Annotated in this window: 16 protein-coding genes and 1 pseudogene; 2 read left to right on the top strand and 15 right to left on the bottom strand. The window is 71.1% G+C overall.

The window, feature by feature from the left end; all coding sequences use genetic code 11:
• Positions 1-35: 35 nt before the first annotated feature.
• The gene (locus ABD292_RS22655; protein WP_344210329.1) at positions 36-1,199 is read right to left on the bottom strand and encodes an acyl-CoA dehydrogenase family protein; all 1,164 of its coding nucleotides are present in this window, start codon (positions 1,197-1,199) and stop codon (positions 36-38) included.
• Positions 1,200-1,324: 125 nt separating this feature from the next.
• Between ABD292_RS22655 and ABD292_RS22660 the strand changes: the two genes are divergently transcribed.
• Positions 1,325-2,638, top strand: a complete 1,314-nt coding sequence (locus ABD292_RS22660) for a UDP-glucose dehydrogenase family protein (RefSeq protein WP_344210331.1) — start codon at positions 1,325-1,327, stop codon at positions 2,636-2,638.
• A gap of 7 nt (positions 2,639-2,645) precedes the next feature.
• Here the strand turns inward: ABD292_RS22660 and ABD292_RS22665 are convergent, their stop codons facing one another.
• The 3 genes from ABD292_RS22665 to ABD292_RS22675 form a co-directional block, all read right to left on the bottom strand.
• Positions 2,646-3,524 (bottom strand): GNAT family N-acetyltransferase, encoded by an 879-nt coding sequence (locus tag ABD292_RS22665; protein WP_344210333.1) that lies wholly within the window; start codon positions 3,522-3,524, stop codon positions 2,646-2,648.
• Between the two features lie 66 nt (positions 3,525-3,590).
• A complete protein-coding gene (gene purE, locus ABD292_RS22670) occupies positions 3,591-4,067 on the bottom strand; it encodes a 5-(carboxyamino)imidazole ribonucleotide mutase (RefSeq protein WP_344210474.1) in 477 nt (158 codons plus the stop codon).
• Between the two features lie 85 nt (positions 4,068-4,152).
• Positions 4,153-5,301, bottom strand: a complete 1,149-nt coding sequence (locus ABD292_RS22675) for a 5-(carboxyamino)imidazole ribonucleotide synthase (RefSeq protein WP_344210334.1) — start codon at positions 5,299-5,301, stop codon at positions 4,153-4,155.
• Between the two features lie 300 nt (positions 5,302-5,601).
• Between ABD292_RS22675 and ABD292_RS22680 the strand changes: the two genes are divergently transcribed.
• On the top strand, positions 5,602-6,084 hold the full coding sequence (locus tag ABD292_RS22680; protein ID WP_344210336.1) for a GtrA family protein: 483 nt from the start codon (positions 5,602-5,604) through the stop codon (positions 6,082-6,084).
• Here ABD292_RS22680 and ABD292_RS22685 read toward each other — a convergent pair.
• The 11 genes and pseudogenes from ABD292_RS22685 to ABD292_RS22735 form a co-directional block, all read right to left on the bottom strand.
• A complete protein-coding gene (locus ABD292_RS22685) occupies positions 6,068-7,348 on the bottom strand; it encodes an ATP-binding protein (RefSeq protein ID WP_344210338.1) in 1,281 nt (426 codons plus the stop codon). The genes ABD292_RS22680 and ABD292_RS22685 overlap by 17 nt on opposite strands.
• A 4-nt stretch (positions 7,349-7,352) precedes the next feature.
• Positions 7,353-8,021 (bottom strand): response regulator transcription factor, encoded by a 669-nt coding sequence (locus ABD292_RS22690; RefSeq protein ID WP_012888073.1) that lies wholly within the window; start codon positions 8,019-8,021, stop codon positions 7,353-7,355.
• A 118-nt stretch (positions 8,022-8,139) separates the two neighbouring features.
• Positions 8,140-9,129: an NAD-dependent epimerase/dehydratase family protein gene (locus ABD292_RS22695; RefSeq protein WP_344210340.1), complete on the bottom strand. Its 990-nt coding sequence runs from the start codon at positions 9,127-9,129 to the stop codon at positions 8,140-8,142.
• Between the two features lie 75 nt (positions 9,130-9,204).
• Positions 9,205-9,696 carry a bacterioferritin gene (gene bfr / locus ABD292_RS22700; protein ID WP_344210342.1) on the bottom strand — a complete coding sequence of 164 codons (492 nt, stop codon included), beginning with the start codon at positions 9,694-9,696 and terminating at the stop codon, positions 9,205-9,207.
• Between the two features lie 22 nt (positions 9,697-9,718).
• Positions 9,719-9,895, bottom strand: a complete 177-nt coding sequence (locus ABD292_RS22705) for a (2Fe-2S)-binding protein (protein ID WP_344210344.1) — start codon at positions 9,893-9,895, stop codon at positions 9,719-9,721.
• Between the two features lie 119 nt (positions 9,896-10,014).
• Positions 10,015-10,635 carry an MBL fold metallo-hydrolase gene (locus tag ABD292_RS22710; protein ID WP_344210346.1) on the bottom strand — a complete coding sequence of 207 codons (621 nt, stop codon included), beginning with the start codon at positions 10,633-10,635 and terminating at the stop codon, positions 10,015-10,017.
• Entirely contained in the window at positions 10,632-11,720 is a 1,089-nt protein-coding gene (locus ABD292_RS22715) for an S-(hydroxymethyl)mycothiol dehydrogenase (protein ID WP_344210348.1), read from the bottom strand. Before ABD292_RS22715 ends, ABD292_RS22710 begins: the two co-directional genes overlap by 4 nt.
• 15 nt (positions 11,721-11,735) lie before the next feature.
• Entirely contained in the window at positions 11,736-12,707 is a 972-nt protein-coding gene (locus tag ABD292_RS22720; RefSeq protein WP_344210350.1) for an adenylate/guanylate cyclase domain-containing protein, read from the bottom strand.
• Entirely contained in the window at positions 12,704-13,216 is a 513-nt protein-coding gene (locus ABD292_RS22725; RefSeq protein ID WP_344210352.1) for a PH domain-containing protein, read from the bottom strand. The genes ABD292_RS22720 and ABD292_RS22725 overlap by 4 nt, the downstream gene beginning before the upstream one ends.
• Before the next feature lie 46 nt (positions 13,217-13,262).
• Entirely contained in the window at positions 13,263-14,084 is an 822-nt protein-coding gene (locus ABD292_RS22730; protein WP_344210354.1) for a biotin--[acetyl-CoA-carboxylase] ligase, read from the bottom strand.
• A 71-nt stretch (positions 14,085-14,155) separates the two neighbouring features.
• A pseudogene (locus ABD292_RS22735) lies at positions 14,156-15,352 on the bottom strand (RNA-guided endonuclease InsQ/TnpB family protein); the annotation flags it as partial.
• Positions 15,353-15,413 lie beyond the last annotated feature (61 nt).

Here is a 15,413-nt window from a genome sequence, read left to right on the forward strand (position 1 = left end):
GCGCCCCCTGCGAAGACCTTGCCTTTCGTCAACGCCTACTTGAGGAGCTGGCGGGCCATGACCATGCGCTGGATCTGGTTGGTGCCCTCGTAGATCTGGGTGATCTTGGCGTCGCGCATCATGCGCTCCACCGGAAAGTCCTTCGTGTACCCGTACCCGCCCAGCAGCTGCACCGCATCCGTCGTGATCTCCATCGCCGCGTCCGAGGCCGCGCATTTGGCCGCGCTCGACAGGAACGTGAGGTCCTTCTGGGGTTCGCCGTTCATGGCGCGCTCCGACTTGGCCGCCGCGTGGTACGTGAGCTGCCGCGCCGCCTCCAGCTTCATCGCCATGTCGGCGAGCATGAACTGCACACCCTGGAAATCGGCCACCGGCCGGCCGAACTGCTTGCGCTCCTTGACGTACCCCACCGCGTAGTCGAGGGCCCCCTGGGCGATGCCGAGGGCCTGGGCGGCGATGGTGATGCGGGTGTGGTCCAGGGTGGCGAGGGCGGTCTTGAAGCCGGTGCCGGGGGCGCCGATCATGCGGTCGGCCGGGATGCGGACGTTGTCCATGATCACCTGGCGGGTGGGCGAGCCCTTGATGCCGAGCTTGCGTTCCTTCGGGCCGAAGGAGACGCCTTCGTCGGACTTCTCAACGACAAAGGCGGAGATGCCGCGCGCGCCGGCGGAGGGGTCGGTCACGGCCATGACCGTGTAGTACTCGGAGACGCCCGCGTTGGTGATCCACATCTTGGTGCCGTTGAGCACGTACGAGTCGCCGTCCGCGACCGCCCGCGTCTTCATGGCCGCCGCGTCCGAGCCGGCCTCCGGCTCCGACAGCGCGTACGAGAACATCCCCTCCCCCCGCGCCACCTGCTTCAGGTAACGGGCCTTGAGCTCCTCCGACGCCGACAGCAGCAGCGGTACGGTGCCGAGCTTGTTGACGGCGGGGATCAGCGAGGTCGACGCGCAGGCCCGCGCCACCTCCTCGATGACGATCACCGTGGCCAGTGCGTCGGCCCCGGCGCCCCCGTACTGTTCGGGCACGTGCACGGCGTGCAGGTCCGCCGCGACCAGTGCCTTGTAGACGTCCCAGGAGAACTCCTCGTTCTCGTCGGCCGCCGCGGCGTACGGGGCGATCTTCTCGTCGGCCAGGGCGCGGACCGTCTCGCGGAGCATGTCGTGCTCTTCGGCAGGCGCGTACAGAGGAAAGCTCATGCTCAGATACTAGGACGTCCGAGCTTCTTGTTACCAGCCGGTACGGTTTGCGCCGAGAAGCAGGTGGCACGTACGGAGCAGCGGGGGGCCGATAGCATGCGTGCGCGATCGAAAGGAGCACCCTCGTGCCATATCGCCTCACGGTGATCGGGACCGGATACCTGGGGATCACGCATGCGGCCTGCATGGCGGACCTCGGTTTCGAGGTCCTCGGCCTCGACATCGACGCCGACAAGGTCCAGCGGCTCAACAGCGGCGAGCTCCCCATCCACGAGCCGGGACTCGAGCCTGTGCTCCGCCGCGGCCTCGAATCCGGGCGTCTCCGCTTCACCACCTCCTACGAGGACATCGCCGCCTTCGGCGACGTGCACTTCATCTGCGTCGGCACCCCACAGAAGCGCGGCGAGTACGCCGCCGACGTGTCCTACATGGACGCCGCCGTCGAGTCCCTCGCCCCGCTCCTCGATCGCGAGTGCCTGGTCGTCGGCAAGTCCACCGTCCCCGTCGGCACCGCCGAGCGCCTGGCCGACAAGCTCGCCCGGCTCGCCCCGGCCGGGGTCCTGACCGAGCTGGCGTGGAACCCCGAGTTCCTGCGCGAGGGCCACGCGGTCCAGGACACGATGCACCCCGACCGGCTCGTGTTCGGCGTACGCAGCGAGCGGGCCGAGAAGGTGCTGCGCGAGGTGTACGAGCCGCTCGGCGACGTCCCGATCGTGGTGTCCGACTTCGCCACGGCCGAGCTGGTCAAGACCGCCGCGAACGCGTTCCTGGCCACGAAGATCTCCTTCATCAACGCGATGGCCGAGGTCTGCGAGGCGGCCCACGCCGACGTGCAGAAGCTGTCGGAGGCCCTGTCGTACGACGACCGCATCGGCGGGCGCTACCTCAACGCCGGGCTCGGCTTCGGCGGCGGCTGCCTGCCCAAGGACATCCGGGCGTTCATGGCCCGCGCCGGGGAGCTGGGGGCCGACCAGGCGCTCACGTTCCTGCGCGAGGTGGACGCCATCAACATGCGGCGCCGGGCCCGGATGGTCGACCTGGCCAGGGAGCTGGCGGGCGGGTCCTTCCACGGGTGCGTGGTGGGCGTGCTGGGGGCGGCGTTCAAACCGGACTCCGACGACATCCGCGACTCGCCGGCGCTGGACGTGGCCGTGACGATCGGGCGTCAGGGCGGCCGGGTCACCGTGTACGACCCGATCGCGCTCGACAACGCCCGCAAGGCGCATCCCGAGCTCAAGTACGGCGAGTCGGTCGTCGAGGCGGTGCGCGGCGCGCACGTCGTGCTGCTGCTCACCGAGTGGCAGGAGTTCGTGGCGCTCGATCCCGAGCAGCTCGGCGGGGTCGTGGCGGCGCGCCGCATCGTGGACGGGCGCAACGCGCTGGACGCCGAGACGTGGCGCTCGGCGGGCTGGCACTACCGGGCGCTCGGCCGCCCCTGAAAACGGGTCACACCCCCAGGTGGCGCACCCATTGGGTGTAGAGCGGACGATAGCCGCGACGCGCCCAGAAGGGGGTCGAGAGCGGGTTCGGCAGGGCGTGGTGGAGCAGCATGGTCCGTACGCCCTGCGCCGCCGCGTACCCGTGGGCCACGTCCGCGAGCAGCGCCCCGACGCCCCGCCCCCGCGCGTCAGGATCGACGTACAGAACGCTCAGGTACGCCACCGGCGAGGCGTCCACGCTGCCCGCGATCCAGCCGCAGTGCGCGGGCGGCTGGACGATGACGCAGCCGAGCGGCGTGCCGTCGGCCCCCTCGGCCAGCCAGCACCACTCCGTCGGCATGACCTCCGAGGCCAGGAACGCCCTGATCCGCGAGGCGGTCGAGGCGCGCACCGCCACCCAGCCGAAGTGGGCGTCGTAGGCCACCAGCCGCTCGTACAGGCGGGCCAGCGTCTCCAGGTCGTCGGGCGTGGCCCGGCGGACGCCCGCGCCCTGCGCCGTTCCCGCGATCCCGGCGCGCACCGCCTGCGCCACGACGGGGGCGAAGTTGCGGGCGGCCAGCGCGCGTACGGGTGCGACGTCCCGGCTCGGCCAGGTCACGGTGAGCGCCTGCCCCGGCTCGTCGAGCGGGATCCCGGCCAGCCAGGCATCGAGCAGCGCGCCGAGCGCCGCCTCCGGGGACGGGCCCGCGACGCGCGCCTGGAGGCGGTGCACCACCAGCGGGGACCAGGAGGCGCGCATGCTGCCGGGATCGACGCGTTCGACGGTGGCCCGCCCGACGGCGCCACGTGCCACGATGTGCCCTTTGCCCCGTAACTCGTCCTGGCCCGCGACCAGCGGGTCCGCGGCCCGGACGCGGGCGGCGTGCGCCCGGATCACGGCGTCCATCCCGGCACGATAACCGCTGACGGCCGCCCCGGCTACAGCTCGGCGGCCGTCCCAACTGAAGCTCGGCTACAGCTCCTTGGCCTCGGCGCGCAGCCGCTCGCCCTTCGCGTACGCCTGCTCCTTCAACCGCTCCTGAAACTCCTCCATCCGGGCCCGCAGGGCGGGGTCGGCGGCGGCGAGGATGCGGATGGCGAGCAGCCCGGCGTTGCGGGCGCCGCCCACCGCGACCGTCGCCACCGGCACCCCGGCCGGCATCTGCACGATGGACAGCAGGGAGTCCATGCCGTCGAGGTGCTTCAGCGGCACCGGCACCCCGATGACCGGCAGCGGCGTGACGGAGGCCAGCATGCCGGGCAGGTGCGCGGCCCCGCCGGCGCCGGCGATGATCACCTGGAGGCCGCGGGAGGCGGCCTGCCGGCCGTAGTCGATCATCTCGGTGGGCATGCGGTGCGCGGAGACGACGTCGGCCTCGAACGGCACCCCGAACTCGGCGACCGCCTCGGCCGCCGCCTTCATCACCGGCCAGTCCGAATCCGACCCCATCACAATGCCGATCGTCACGCCGCCTCCTTCGTCGGCAACGTGACGATCACGATGCTGTGTCTGATGGTTCGTTCGCAGCGCTCACTCACGTGTATTCCCCTGTCATGAGGTGGACGGCGGCGTGGCGGGCGCGGGCGCGGACCTCGTCGAGGTTGGAGCCGACCGCCGTGACGTGGCCGATCTTGCGGCCGGGCCGCACCTGCTTGCCGTAGAAGTGCAGCTTGATGCCGGGGTCGTGGGCGAGCACGTGCTCGTACCGCTTGAACAGGTCGGGGTCGTCGCCGCCGAGCAGGTTGGCCATGACGACGACCTGCGAGGTCATCGTGGGCGAGCCGAGCGGCAGGTCGAGCACGGCCCGCAGGTGCTGCTCGAACTGCGACGTACGGGCGCCCTCGATCGTCCAGTGGCCGCTGTTGTGCGGGCGCATGGCCAGCTCGTTGACCACGAGCCCGGTGGAGGTCTGGAACAGCTCGACCGCCAGCAGCCCGGTGACGCCCAGCTCGTGGGCGATGGTGAGCCCGATGCGCTGGGCCTGCGCGGCCTGCTCGGGGTCGAGGCCGGGCGCGGGGGCGAGCACCTCGACGCAGATGCCGTCCTGCTGGACGGTCTCGACGACGGGGTAGCTGACGCCCTGGCCGTGCGGCGAGCGGGCCACCACGACGGACAGCTCCCGCTCGAACGGCACGAACGCCTCGGCCATGAGCGGCACTCCCGCCGCCAGGGCCTCCTCGACCTCGGCCGCGTCGCGGCACACCCACACGCCGCGGCCGTCGTAGCCGCCGCGCACCGCCTTGAGCACGACCGGCCAGCCGTGCTGCTCGGCGAAGGCCGTCACGTCGGCCGCGGACGACACCCGGGCCCAGGCCGGGCAGGGCACGCCGATGGCGCTGAGCCGCTCGCGCATGACCGCCTTGTCCTGCGCGTGGACGAGCGCCGCCGCCCCGGGATGCACGGCGTGACCCTCGGCGATGAGCGCCTCGATGTGCTCGGTGGGCACGTGCTCGTGGTCGAACGTGATGACGTCGCAGCCCTGGGCGAACTCACGCAGCACGTCGAGGTCGCGGTAGTCGCCGATGCGCGTGTCGACGATGACGCGGGCGGCGCTCTCGTCGGGGGCGTTGGCCAGCACCCGCAGCTCGACGCCGAGCGCGATGGCGGGCGGCTGGGACATTCTGGCCAGCTGACCTGCGCCGACGATGCCGACGACCGGACCGATGGGGCGGTAAGCACTCACGCCAGGTGAGCTTACCGGGGCGTACGGACCACCCGAATGCGGGCCCGCGCGCCCGAGAGGGCGCTGGGCGGCCGTTCCGGGTGCCCTCGCGGGCGCGGCCGCCCAGCGGCCCGCCTCGCAGGGTAGTCCTCGGCCCAGGAATACGCCCGACATTGCTGGATATTTCATGAGTACGGCGTGACGGGGTAAGTTCATCCGTCTGACACCGGCCCTACGACCAGGCCGGTACGCTGGACAGATCGAGCCCGGCTGACGAGCCGCGACAGCGCCGGGCAGCGAAGAAGGGACCGAAGCAGACCCGTGGAAGTCGTCAAGCGCCTCTACGAGCGGTTCTCGTCCCTGGTTCACGAGCTGGCCAAGTTCGGCAGCATCGGCGCGGTCGCCTTCGTGATCGACACCGGCCTGCTCAACTTCTGCCACGTCGTGATCGGCCTCGGCCCGCTGACCTCGAAGCTCGCGGCGACGGTCGTGTCCACCACGTTCGCCTACCTCGGCAACCGCTACTGGACCTTCCGCCACCGCGAGCAGACCGGGCTCGGGCGCGAATACTTCCTGTTCTTCCTGCTCAACGGCATCGCGCTGCTCTTCGGCATCCTGACCATCGGCTTCACCACCTACACGCTCGGCCTCACCGACACGCTGTCGGTCAACATCTCGAACATCGTCGGCGTGGGGCTCGGCACCCTCTTCCGTTACTGGTCGTACAAGAAGTGGGTGTTCCTGGAGGCCACCGAGCCCATTCCGGTCGAGCTGCCCGGCCAGGGCGTCAGGCAGGACCGCTGACCACCCGGTTGCCCCGGCCGTCGTCCTCCGCCGGCCGCAGGAAGACGGCGAACGTCGCCGGCCGCCGCCGCACCAGCTCCAGCCGCCCGCCGTCCGCTGCGGCCAGCGCCCGCGCCAGCGTGAGGCCGAGACCGGTGCCCCCGCCGCCGCTGACGTTCCGCTCGAAGATCTTGGGAGCGATCTCGTCGGCGATGCCGGGGCCCTCGTCCGCCACCTCGACCACCACGTAGTTGTCGCCGCTGGTGCTGGTGACGGTGACCCTGCCGCCCCCGTGCCGCAGCGAGTTCTCCAGCAGCGAGGCCACCACCTGGCCGAACCCGCCGGTGGTGGCGAGGGCCTTCAGTCCGCGCGCCCCCTCCAGCCGCAGCTCGCGGTGGGCGTCCTTGAACACCGGCTCCCACTCCCTCACCTGCTGGATCAGCACCTCGTCGATGCACACCGGCTCGGCCTGGGCGTGCCGCTGCCGGCGCGCCGCGGCCAGCAGCTCGTCGATGACCGCGGTCAGCCGCTCGGCCTGGACGATCGCCGCCTCACCCTCCTCGCGGACGACCTCCGGCTCGCCGGCCGAGGCCACGATCTCCTCCAGCCGCATGGTGAGGCCGGTGAGCGGCGTGCGGAGCTGGTGGGAGGCGTCGGTGGCGAACTCGCGCTCCCGCGTCAGCAGGTCGGAGATGCGGGCCGCGCTGCGGTCGAGCACCTGGGCCACGCGGTCGAGCTCGGGTATGCCGTAGCGGTGCTTGCTCGGCCGCGCGTCGCCCGACCCCAGCCGCTCAGCGATCTTCGCGAGGTCCCGCAGGGGCAGCGTCAGCCGGCGGGACTGCACGACGGCCAGGCTCACGGCCACCGCCAGGGCGGCCACGGCCAGGGCGACGATGAGCAGCAGACGGGCCCGTACGTCGCGCTCGACCTGGTCGCGGTCGCGGCTGATGCGTACGTAGACGCCGGTGTTGGTCTGGGCGTCCTCCGTCATGAGGTGACCGGACGCCGGTGCGGTGCCGACGACGGTCACCCGGAGGGGGGTTCCGCGTTCCCAGATCTGGATGTACCTGCCCGGGTATTTCTGCTCCAGTTGCTGAGGATCGAGCGGCGTCTCCTGGACGCGGGCGTACTCGACCTCCCCCACGAGACGTTTGGCCTCCGCCCCGAGCTCCTGAGCCGCCTCGTCGACGATCAGGCGGCTCACCACGACGCCCAGGGGGACCCCCAGCAACAGGACCGCGATGACCGCGACGACCAGGGTGGAGGTGAGCAGTCGACGGCGCATCCGCCTACTCGCGTTCGAACCGGAAGCCGACTCCCCGGACGGTCGTGATGTAGCGCGGTTTGGCGGCGTCGTCGCCGAGCTTGCGCCGCAGCCAGGAGATGTGCATGTCGAGCGTCTTGGTGGAGCCCCACCAGTTGGTGTCCCACACCTCGCGCATGATCTGCTCGCGGGTGACCACCTTGCCCGCGTCGCGGACCAGCACCCGCAGCAGGTCGAACTCCTTGGTCGTGAGGTGCAGCTCCTTGTCGCCCATCCAGGCGCGGCGGGAGTCGGCGTCGATGCGCACCCCCTGAACGACCGGGGTCTCGGAGGTGCCGCGCCGCAGCAGGGCGCGTACCCGGGCCAGCAGCTCGGCCAGCCGGAACGGCTTGGTCACGTAGTCGTCGGCCCCGGCGTCGAGCCCGACGACGGTGTCCACCTCGTCGACGCGCGCCGTGAGGATCAGGACCGGGGTCCCGTGGCCCTCGGCGCGGATGCGGCGGGCCACCTCCAGGCCGTCCATCTCCGGCAGCCCGAGGTCCAGAACTATGAGATCGATGCCGCCCGACAGGGCCCGCTCCAGGGCTTGCGGGCCGTCGGGGGAAACCTCGACCTGATAGCCCTCGCGACGCAGGGCGCGCGCGAGCGGCTCGGAGATCGAGGTGTCATCCTCGGCGAGAAGTACGCAGGTCATAAAGCGATCGTAGGACCTTAAGCGATCGTTTCCCGGCTACAGCGCGCGGTTTGACTCGTCGTTGACCTATCCATTGACCTGGGCAAACACGACTAAAATACGGTTGGTCGTGATTAAATTACCGCGCTTTCCCGCGCACGGGGATCGACTCATCATGCCCACCGCGATAATGCTCAACCCCGCCGTTCGAGATTGTCCCGAAATAGCCGGTGTCCGGAATATCGCGATCGCTGGCGAGAGCGGGGAAACCCTCCCGCCACGACGGGTACGCGGGCGTCCAGCCGAGGTCCCGCCGCGCATGCCGGTTGTCCGCGCCGCGCGCGGCCGGGTTCGCCGGCGCGCCGGACACCGGCGGCGCGGGCGCGCCGACCGCGCGGCAGAACGCGGGCGCCCAGTCGAGCCCGGCGGCCGGCTCGTCGTCGCAGACGTTGACGTGGCCCGTAGGCCAGTCCAGGGCCGCCAGGGCGGCTGCCGCGGCGTCGTCCACGTGCACGAAGCTTGTCACGTCGGCGCCCGCCACCAGCCTTCCTTCCCGCGCCTCGGCCGCGCGCAGGCCGCGCGGCTCGAACCAGGTGCCCGGCCCGTACAGCAAGCCGTAGCGCAGCACCACCCACTCGGGCAGCTCGGCCACGGCCGACTCCAGGGCCGCCACGCCCGCCACGGTGCTGCGGCGCGGCTCGGGCGCGCCGAGGTCCAGGGGCTCGCCCTCGCGGGCGGGGCCCGCGCCCGGCACGTACGTCCAGCAGATGCTCTGCGCCACGATCCGGCGCACCCCGGCGGCGCGAGCGGCGTCGACCAGGTTGCGGGTGCCGTCGCGGCGCAGCGCGGCGTTGGCGGCCAGGTCTCCCCCGGCCAGGTCGGTGAGCTGGTGCATGACCACGTCCGCCCCCGACTCGCGGACCGCCTCGGTCAGGGCGGCGGCGTCGAGGACGTCCACCAGCGCGGGCGTGGCGCCGAGGTCGCGCAGCGGGCCCGTACGCGCCGCGTGCCGGGTGGTGGCGACCACGGTGTGTCCCGCCGCGACCAGCAGCGGGATGACGCGCCGGCCGAGCACCCCCGCGCCGCCGGCCAGGAAGATCCGCAGACCGGAAACGTTCTTGCTCGTCATGCCGACCACCCTAGGAACGAAACGGCCCCCAGAAGCGGGCCACTTCGCACAGGTTCGGACGAACCACTCAGCGGGTCAGTAGTCCTTGTCCTTGTGCTCGGTCTTGGCGTAACGGGCCAGGTAGAGCTGGATGCCGAGGGTGTTGATCAGGCCGAGCTCGGTCTCCAGGTAGTCGATGTGCTCCTCCTCGTCGCGGAGGATGTCCTCGAAGATGTTGGCCGAGGTGATGTCGCCCTTCTCGCGCATGAGCGCGATCGCCGGGCGCAGGCGCTGGACGACCGCCAGCTCGACCTCAAGGTCGGCGTGGAGCTGCTCCTCGACGGTCTGCCCGATGTGCAGGGTGCCGAGCCGCTGGTAGTTGGGCAGCCCTTCGAGGAAGAGGATGCGGTCGGTGAGCCGCTCCGCGTGCCGCATCTCCTCGAAGGACTCGTCGCGGGTGTGCTCGGCCAGCTTCGTGTAGCCCCAGTTCTCCTGCATCTTGGAGTGCAGGAAGTACTGGTTGATGGCGGTGAGCTCGGCGGTCAGCTGCTCGTTGAGCAACTCGATGATCTGTTTGTCGCCCTGCATGACGGGGCCCCCTGCTGTCCGGCTATGCGGTCGTCAACTCTTCAGACCGCTTCAGGATCGCACAGATCTTCCGCACACAACGGGCACAGTCCCCGCCCGCACCAGTGGTGTCGCGAATCTCCTTCGCACTTTTCGCCCCGGCGGCGATGCAGTCGTGCACCTCATTTTCCGTCACAGCACGACAAATACACGCATACATTCCGGGGATGGCCTCTCAGCGGGGACTGGCGCCTAAGGTTAGGCACACCTAAGAGTAGCCCACTGTGGTTAGGCTTGCCTATGTAAGCTGCCTCACAGTGAGCTACCTCTTGGTGATCTTCAGTGACCGCGCGCGATCCACTCCTCCAGGTGCGGGGCCTCGGCGCCGATCGACGTCGAGTCGCCGTGACCGGTGTGCACGACCGTCTCCGGCGGCAGCGTCAGCAGCCGCTTCCTGATCGAGTCGATGATCGTCTCGAACGACGAGTAGGACCGCCCGGTCGCCCCCGGCCCGCCCTTGAACAGGGTGTCCCCGCTGAACAGCACGCCCAGCTCGGGCCCGTGGAAGCACACCGCGCCCGGCGCGTGCCCCGGGGTGTGCAGGATCTCCAGCACGCAGCCGCCCACCTCGACGCGCTCGCCGTCGGCCAGCGGCTCGTAGCCCAGCTTGTCGCCGTATTCCTGCTCCCACAGCACCTGGTCGGCCGGGTGCAGCCGGATCGGCGCGCCCGTGCGCTCGGCCAGCTCGCGGGCGGCGTTGATGTGGTCGTTGTGGGCGTGGGTGCACAGGATCGCCTTGACCTCGCGCCCGTTGACCCGCGCGGCGATCGCCTCGGCGTCGTGGGCGGCGTCGATGACGACGACCTCGCGGTGGTTGCCCACCAGCCAGACGTTGTTGTCGACCTCCCAGGTGCCGCCGTCCAGCGAGAACGTCCCCGAGGTGATGACCCGGTCGATCACTGGAACGTCACCACCGAACGCAGCACGTCGCCGCGGTGCATCTTGGCGAACGCCTCCTCGACCTGGTCGAGCGCGATGGTCTCGGTGACGAACTTGTCCAGCGGCAGCCGGTTCTGCAGGAACAGGTCGATGAGCATCGGGAAGTCGCGGCTCGGCAGGCAGTCGCCGTACCAGGAGGACTTCAGCGCGCCGCCGCGGCCGAACACGTCGAGCAGCGGCAGGTCGATGCGCATCTCCGGGGTCGGCACACCGACCAGGACGACGGTCCCCGCCAGGTCGCGGGCGTAGAACGCCTGCTCATAGGTCTCCGGACGGCCGACCGCCTCGATGACGACGTCCGCGCCGAACCCGCCGGTCAGCTCGCGGATCGCCTCGACCGGGTCGTTGTCGCGCGAGTTGACCGTGTGGGTGGCGCCGAAGCCGCGCGCCCACTCCAGCTTGCGCTCGTCCACGTCCACCGCGATGACCTTCGACGCGCCGGCCAGCGAGGCGCCGAGCACGGCCGCGTCGCCGACGCCGCCGCAGCCGATCACCGCCACGCTGTCGCCGCGGGTGACGCCGCCGGTGTTGATCGCCGCGCCGATCCCGGCCATCACGCCGCACCCGAGCAGCCCCGCGACCTGCGCCGGAGCGTCGGCCGAGACCTTCGTGCACTGGCCGGCGGCCACCAGCGTCTTCTCCAGGAACGCGCCGATGCCGAGCGCCGGCGACAGCTCGGTGCCGTCCTTCAGCGTCATCTTCTGGCGGGCGTTGTGGGTGTTGAAGCAGTACCAGGGACGGCCGCGCAGGCAGGCCCGGCACTGGCCGCACACCGCCCGCCAGTTGAGGATCACGAAGTCGCCCGGCGCGACCTCGGTCACGCCGTCGCCGACCGCCTCCACGACGCCCGCCGCCTCATGACCGAGCAGGAACGGGTAGTCGTCGCTGATCCCGCCCTCCCGGTAGTGCAGGTCGGTGTGACAGACCCCGCAGGCCTGTACGTTCACGACGGCCTCGCCCGGCCCCGGGTCCGGGACGACGACGGTTTCGAGTGAGACTTCCTGGCCCTTACCACGGGCGACGACGCCCTGCACTTCGTACGGCATGCCAGCCATCTTGTGTCAGAGGGTTGATCTCCGCAAGACAAAGGGCTGCACCACGCCGAGCCCCCTGGCCGGGCGTTTCCTGATCCTGTGCAGGGCGAAGCCGTGCGGCTCGGCGTCCAGCTCGGCGGCCAGCGCGGCGTCCACGAGCACGGCGCCGGGACGGGCTATCGCGGTGAGCCGGGCGGCCAGGTTGACCGTGGTGCCGAACACGTCGCCCATCATCGGCACGACCGGCCCGTACGCCAGCCCGATCCGCAGCTCGTCGGCCTCGACCAGGTCGAGCGCGATGGCGGCGGCCTGGGCCGCGCCCGGCGCGGTGAACAGCACCTCGTCGCCCAGCGTCTTGACCAGCCGCGCGCCGTGCGAGGCCACCACGTCGGAGGCTCGCGACTCGAACCCCTCGACCAGCGCGGCCAGCTCCCGCTCGGTCAGCTCGCGGGAGCGGCTGGTGAAGGAGACGAGGTCGGCGAAGCCCACCGCCATCGGCACCCGCGTGAGCAGCGGCTCGTCGCTGAGGTCGGCGAGGGCCAGCAGCCGGGTGCCGGCCGCGGCGAGCTGGGCCCGCCAGACGTGCACGAGCACCCGCTCGAAGTCGGGCAGCAGGCCGCGCGTGGCGTCGAGCATCCTGGCCAGGTCGTCGTCGCCCGGCTCGGGCGGCAGCATCGCGCTCGTCATGATCTCGGCCTGCCACTGCGCGAGCCTCGCCGTGGTCTGGCCGAGCGCGCGGGCCATGCGGACGACCGTCTCCTCGTCCAGCAGCCCGGTGTCGAGCAGGTGGCGGACCCGGCGCAGCGCCTCGACGTCGGCGTCGGTGAACGCCACGGCGTCGTCGGCGCGCTGGGCGAAGCCGAGGGCGCGCCAGATGCGCGCGGCCAGCTCCTGCGGCACGCCGCTCAGCTCCGCGACCCCGGCCCGCGTGTGCCGCGGCGGCCGGCCGAGCAGCAGGCGCTCGACCTCCTCGGCCGTCGGCCGCCCCTGGCTGCTCAACGGCCGTCGATCTCGCCGTCCGAGGCGTCCTCGACGAGCCGGAACAGATCGTGGCGGACGTCCTGGATGTGGGGGATGTCGCGCAGCACGATCTCGCCGCGGTCGCTCGCGGACTCGACGGTCAGGGTGCCGCAGCCGAGCATGCGCTCCACCAGGGTCTGGTCGGAGCTGACCGTGTTGACCTTGGTGATCGGGATCTCGTCCGTGGACTTGTTGAGCACCCCCCGGCTGATCGTGAAGCGGTGGGTGGTGAGCACGTACCCGGTGTTCTTCCAGCGCAGATAGGGCGTGAACGACCAGATCGTCAGCAGGATGAGCGCGAGGACGGCGACGGCGGCCCTGGCGTAGAGGGCGAACTGCCAGTCCGGCGGGATGAACCACAGCGCCGCGCCGGAGGCGGCGGCGATGAGCACGAGAGCGACGGCCGGTCCGATGAGGCGCTTCCAATGGGGGTGGAAGGCCCGGATCCGCCGCTCACCCTGCGTCAGATGATGGTCGGGAAGGGTCATGGGCCAAATCGTGCCACCAACGCCGTCCAGGGGCCACGCCGATGCCTCATTCCGCGGGCCGCACGTGGACGACGTCGCCGGCGCTCAGCGAGTGGAGCCGGTCCGGCCCCTCGACCTCCAGGCAGCCGGAGTGGTCGATGCCGCTCGCCCGCCCGATCAGCGCCGGGCGGCCGGGCAGCTCGACCCTGACCTGGCGGCCGACGGTGGCGCTCGCGGCGAGGTAGGCCGCGCGCAGCCCGCACGCCTCGGCGTCGCCGCCCGCCGCCGCCCACTCGCGGTAGTGGACCTCGACCTCGCGCAGGACGGCCCGCAGCAGCGGATCGCGGTCGAGGCAGGCCGCCTCCTCGACGGCGAGCGACGTGGCGGTGCCGACCGGCAGCTCGTCGGCGCGCAGCGAGACGTTCAGCCCCATGCCGACGACCACGGCGTCGTCGGCGCGCTCGGCCAGCACCCCGGCCAGTTTGCGCTCGCCGATCAGCAGGTCGTTGGGCCACTTCAGGCGTACGTCCACCTCGGCCAGGCGGCGTACGGCGGAGGCGGCGGCCACGCCGTACAGCAGCGGCAGCCAGCCCTGCGCCGCCACCGGCGCCTCCGGCCGGAGCAGGATCGAGAACGTCAGCCCCGAGCGCGGCGGCGCGTTCCAGACCCGGCCGAGCCGGCCGCGCCCGGCCTCCTGCGCCTCGGCCACCAGCACCGCGCCTTCCGCGGCGCCCTCCTGGGCGGCACGGGCGAGGTCGGCGTTCGTGGAGCCGGTGCGCTCCACGACGGTGACGCCCGTCCACAGGCCGCCCGGACGGACGAGGGCGCGGTTGAGCGCGGCCTCCGAGAGCGGCGGACGGTCGAGGTCGGAATAACGCGAGTCGGGCATCCACCTATCTTTGCAGGGAGAGAGGATGGCGATTTGACATCCTCCCCCTCGTGAACGAGGGGGAGTCCGACCGTCGCCGGTCGGTCTTCCTGCTTCACCGCCGATCGCCCGCCCGAGAGGAGGACTCCCGCTTGAGGTCTTACACCAGCTCCACAGGCGTTTCAGCTCTCCGCCAGCCCGGCGGCGAGCACGTTCTGGGCCGCGTTCACCTCCCGGTCATGGACCGCGCCACACGCACAGACCCACGCCCGGACGCTCAACGGCATCTCTTCCTGCACCGTCCCGCAGATCGAGCACAGCTTGGAGGAGGGAAAGAAGCGGTCTGCCACCGCCAGCGTGCGGCGGTACCAGGCCGTCTTGTACGCCAGCATGCGCCGCAGCTCCCGCCACCCGGCGTCCGAGATGGCGCGGGCCAGGGCGTGGTTCTTGAGCAGGTTGCGTACGGCCAGGTCTTCCACGGCGATCGTTTGATTTTCGCGTACCAGCCGTGTGGTGACCTTGTGCAGGTAGTCCCGGCGCCGGTCGGCGACCCGGGCGTAGATCTTCGCCACGCGCAGCCGGGCCTTGGCCCGGTTCTTCGACCCCTTCTCCTTACGGGCCAGCGCCCGCTGTGCCTTGGCCAGCCTGCGCCGCTCGCGACGCTCGTGACGCGGGTTGGCGAGCTTCTCGCCGCATGCCAGTGTGAGCAGCGCGGTGAGGCCCGCGTCCAGGCCCGTCGACTGCTCGACCGGCGGCAAGGGCGCGATCTTCTCCTCCACCAGCAGGGACACGAACCATCGCCCGGCCGGATCTCTGGAGACGGTGACCGTGGACGGCTCGGCCCCCTCGGGCAGCGGACGCGACCATACGATGTCCAGCGGCGTGTCCATCTTGGCCAGGGTGAGCCGGCCGTCGCGCCAGCGGAACCCAGAGCGGGTGTATTCGGCCGACGCCCGGGATTTCTTCTTGCTCTTGAAGGTGGGGTATTTGGCGCGGCGGGCGAAGAAGTTCGCGAACGCCGCCTGCAGATGCCGCAGCGTCTGCTGCAGCGGCACCGACGACACCTCACACAAGAACGCCAGCTCGGGTGTCTTCTTCCACGCGGTCAGCGCGGCCGACGACTCGGTGTAGGAGACGCCGCGGCCTTCCAGCGTGTAGGCGCGGGTCCGCTCTTCGAGTGCTTTGTTGTAGACCAGGCGCACGCAGCCGAACGTCCGGACCAGCTCTTCGGCCTGTTCGGGGGTCGGATAGAAGCGGTACTTGTAGGCCCGCTTCACCAGCTGCGCCACCCCTCGATCCTAGGTGCGAGATCACCCGCGCACCGGCCGATTCCGAAAGATGACGGCGGTC

The organism is Nonomuraea bangladeshensis (assembly GCF_039529455.1).
GTDB classification, from domain to species: domain Bacteria; phylum Actinomycetota; class Actinomycetes; order Streptosporangiales; family Streptosporangiaceae; genus Nonomuraea; species Nonomuraea bangladeshensis.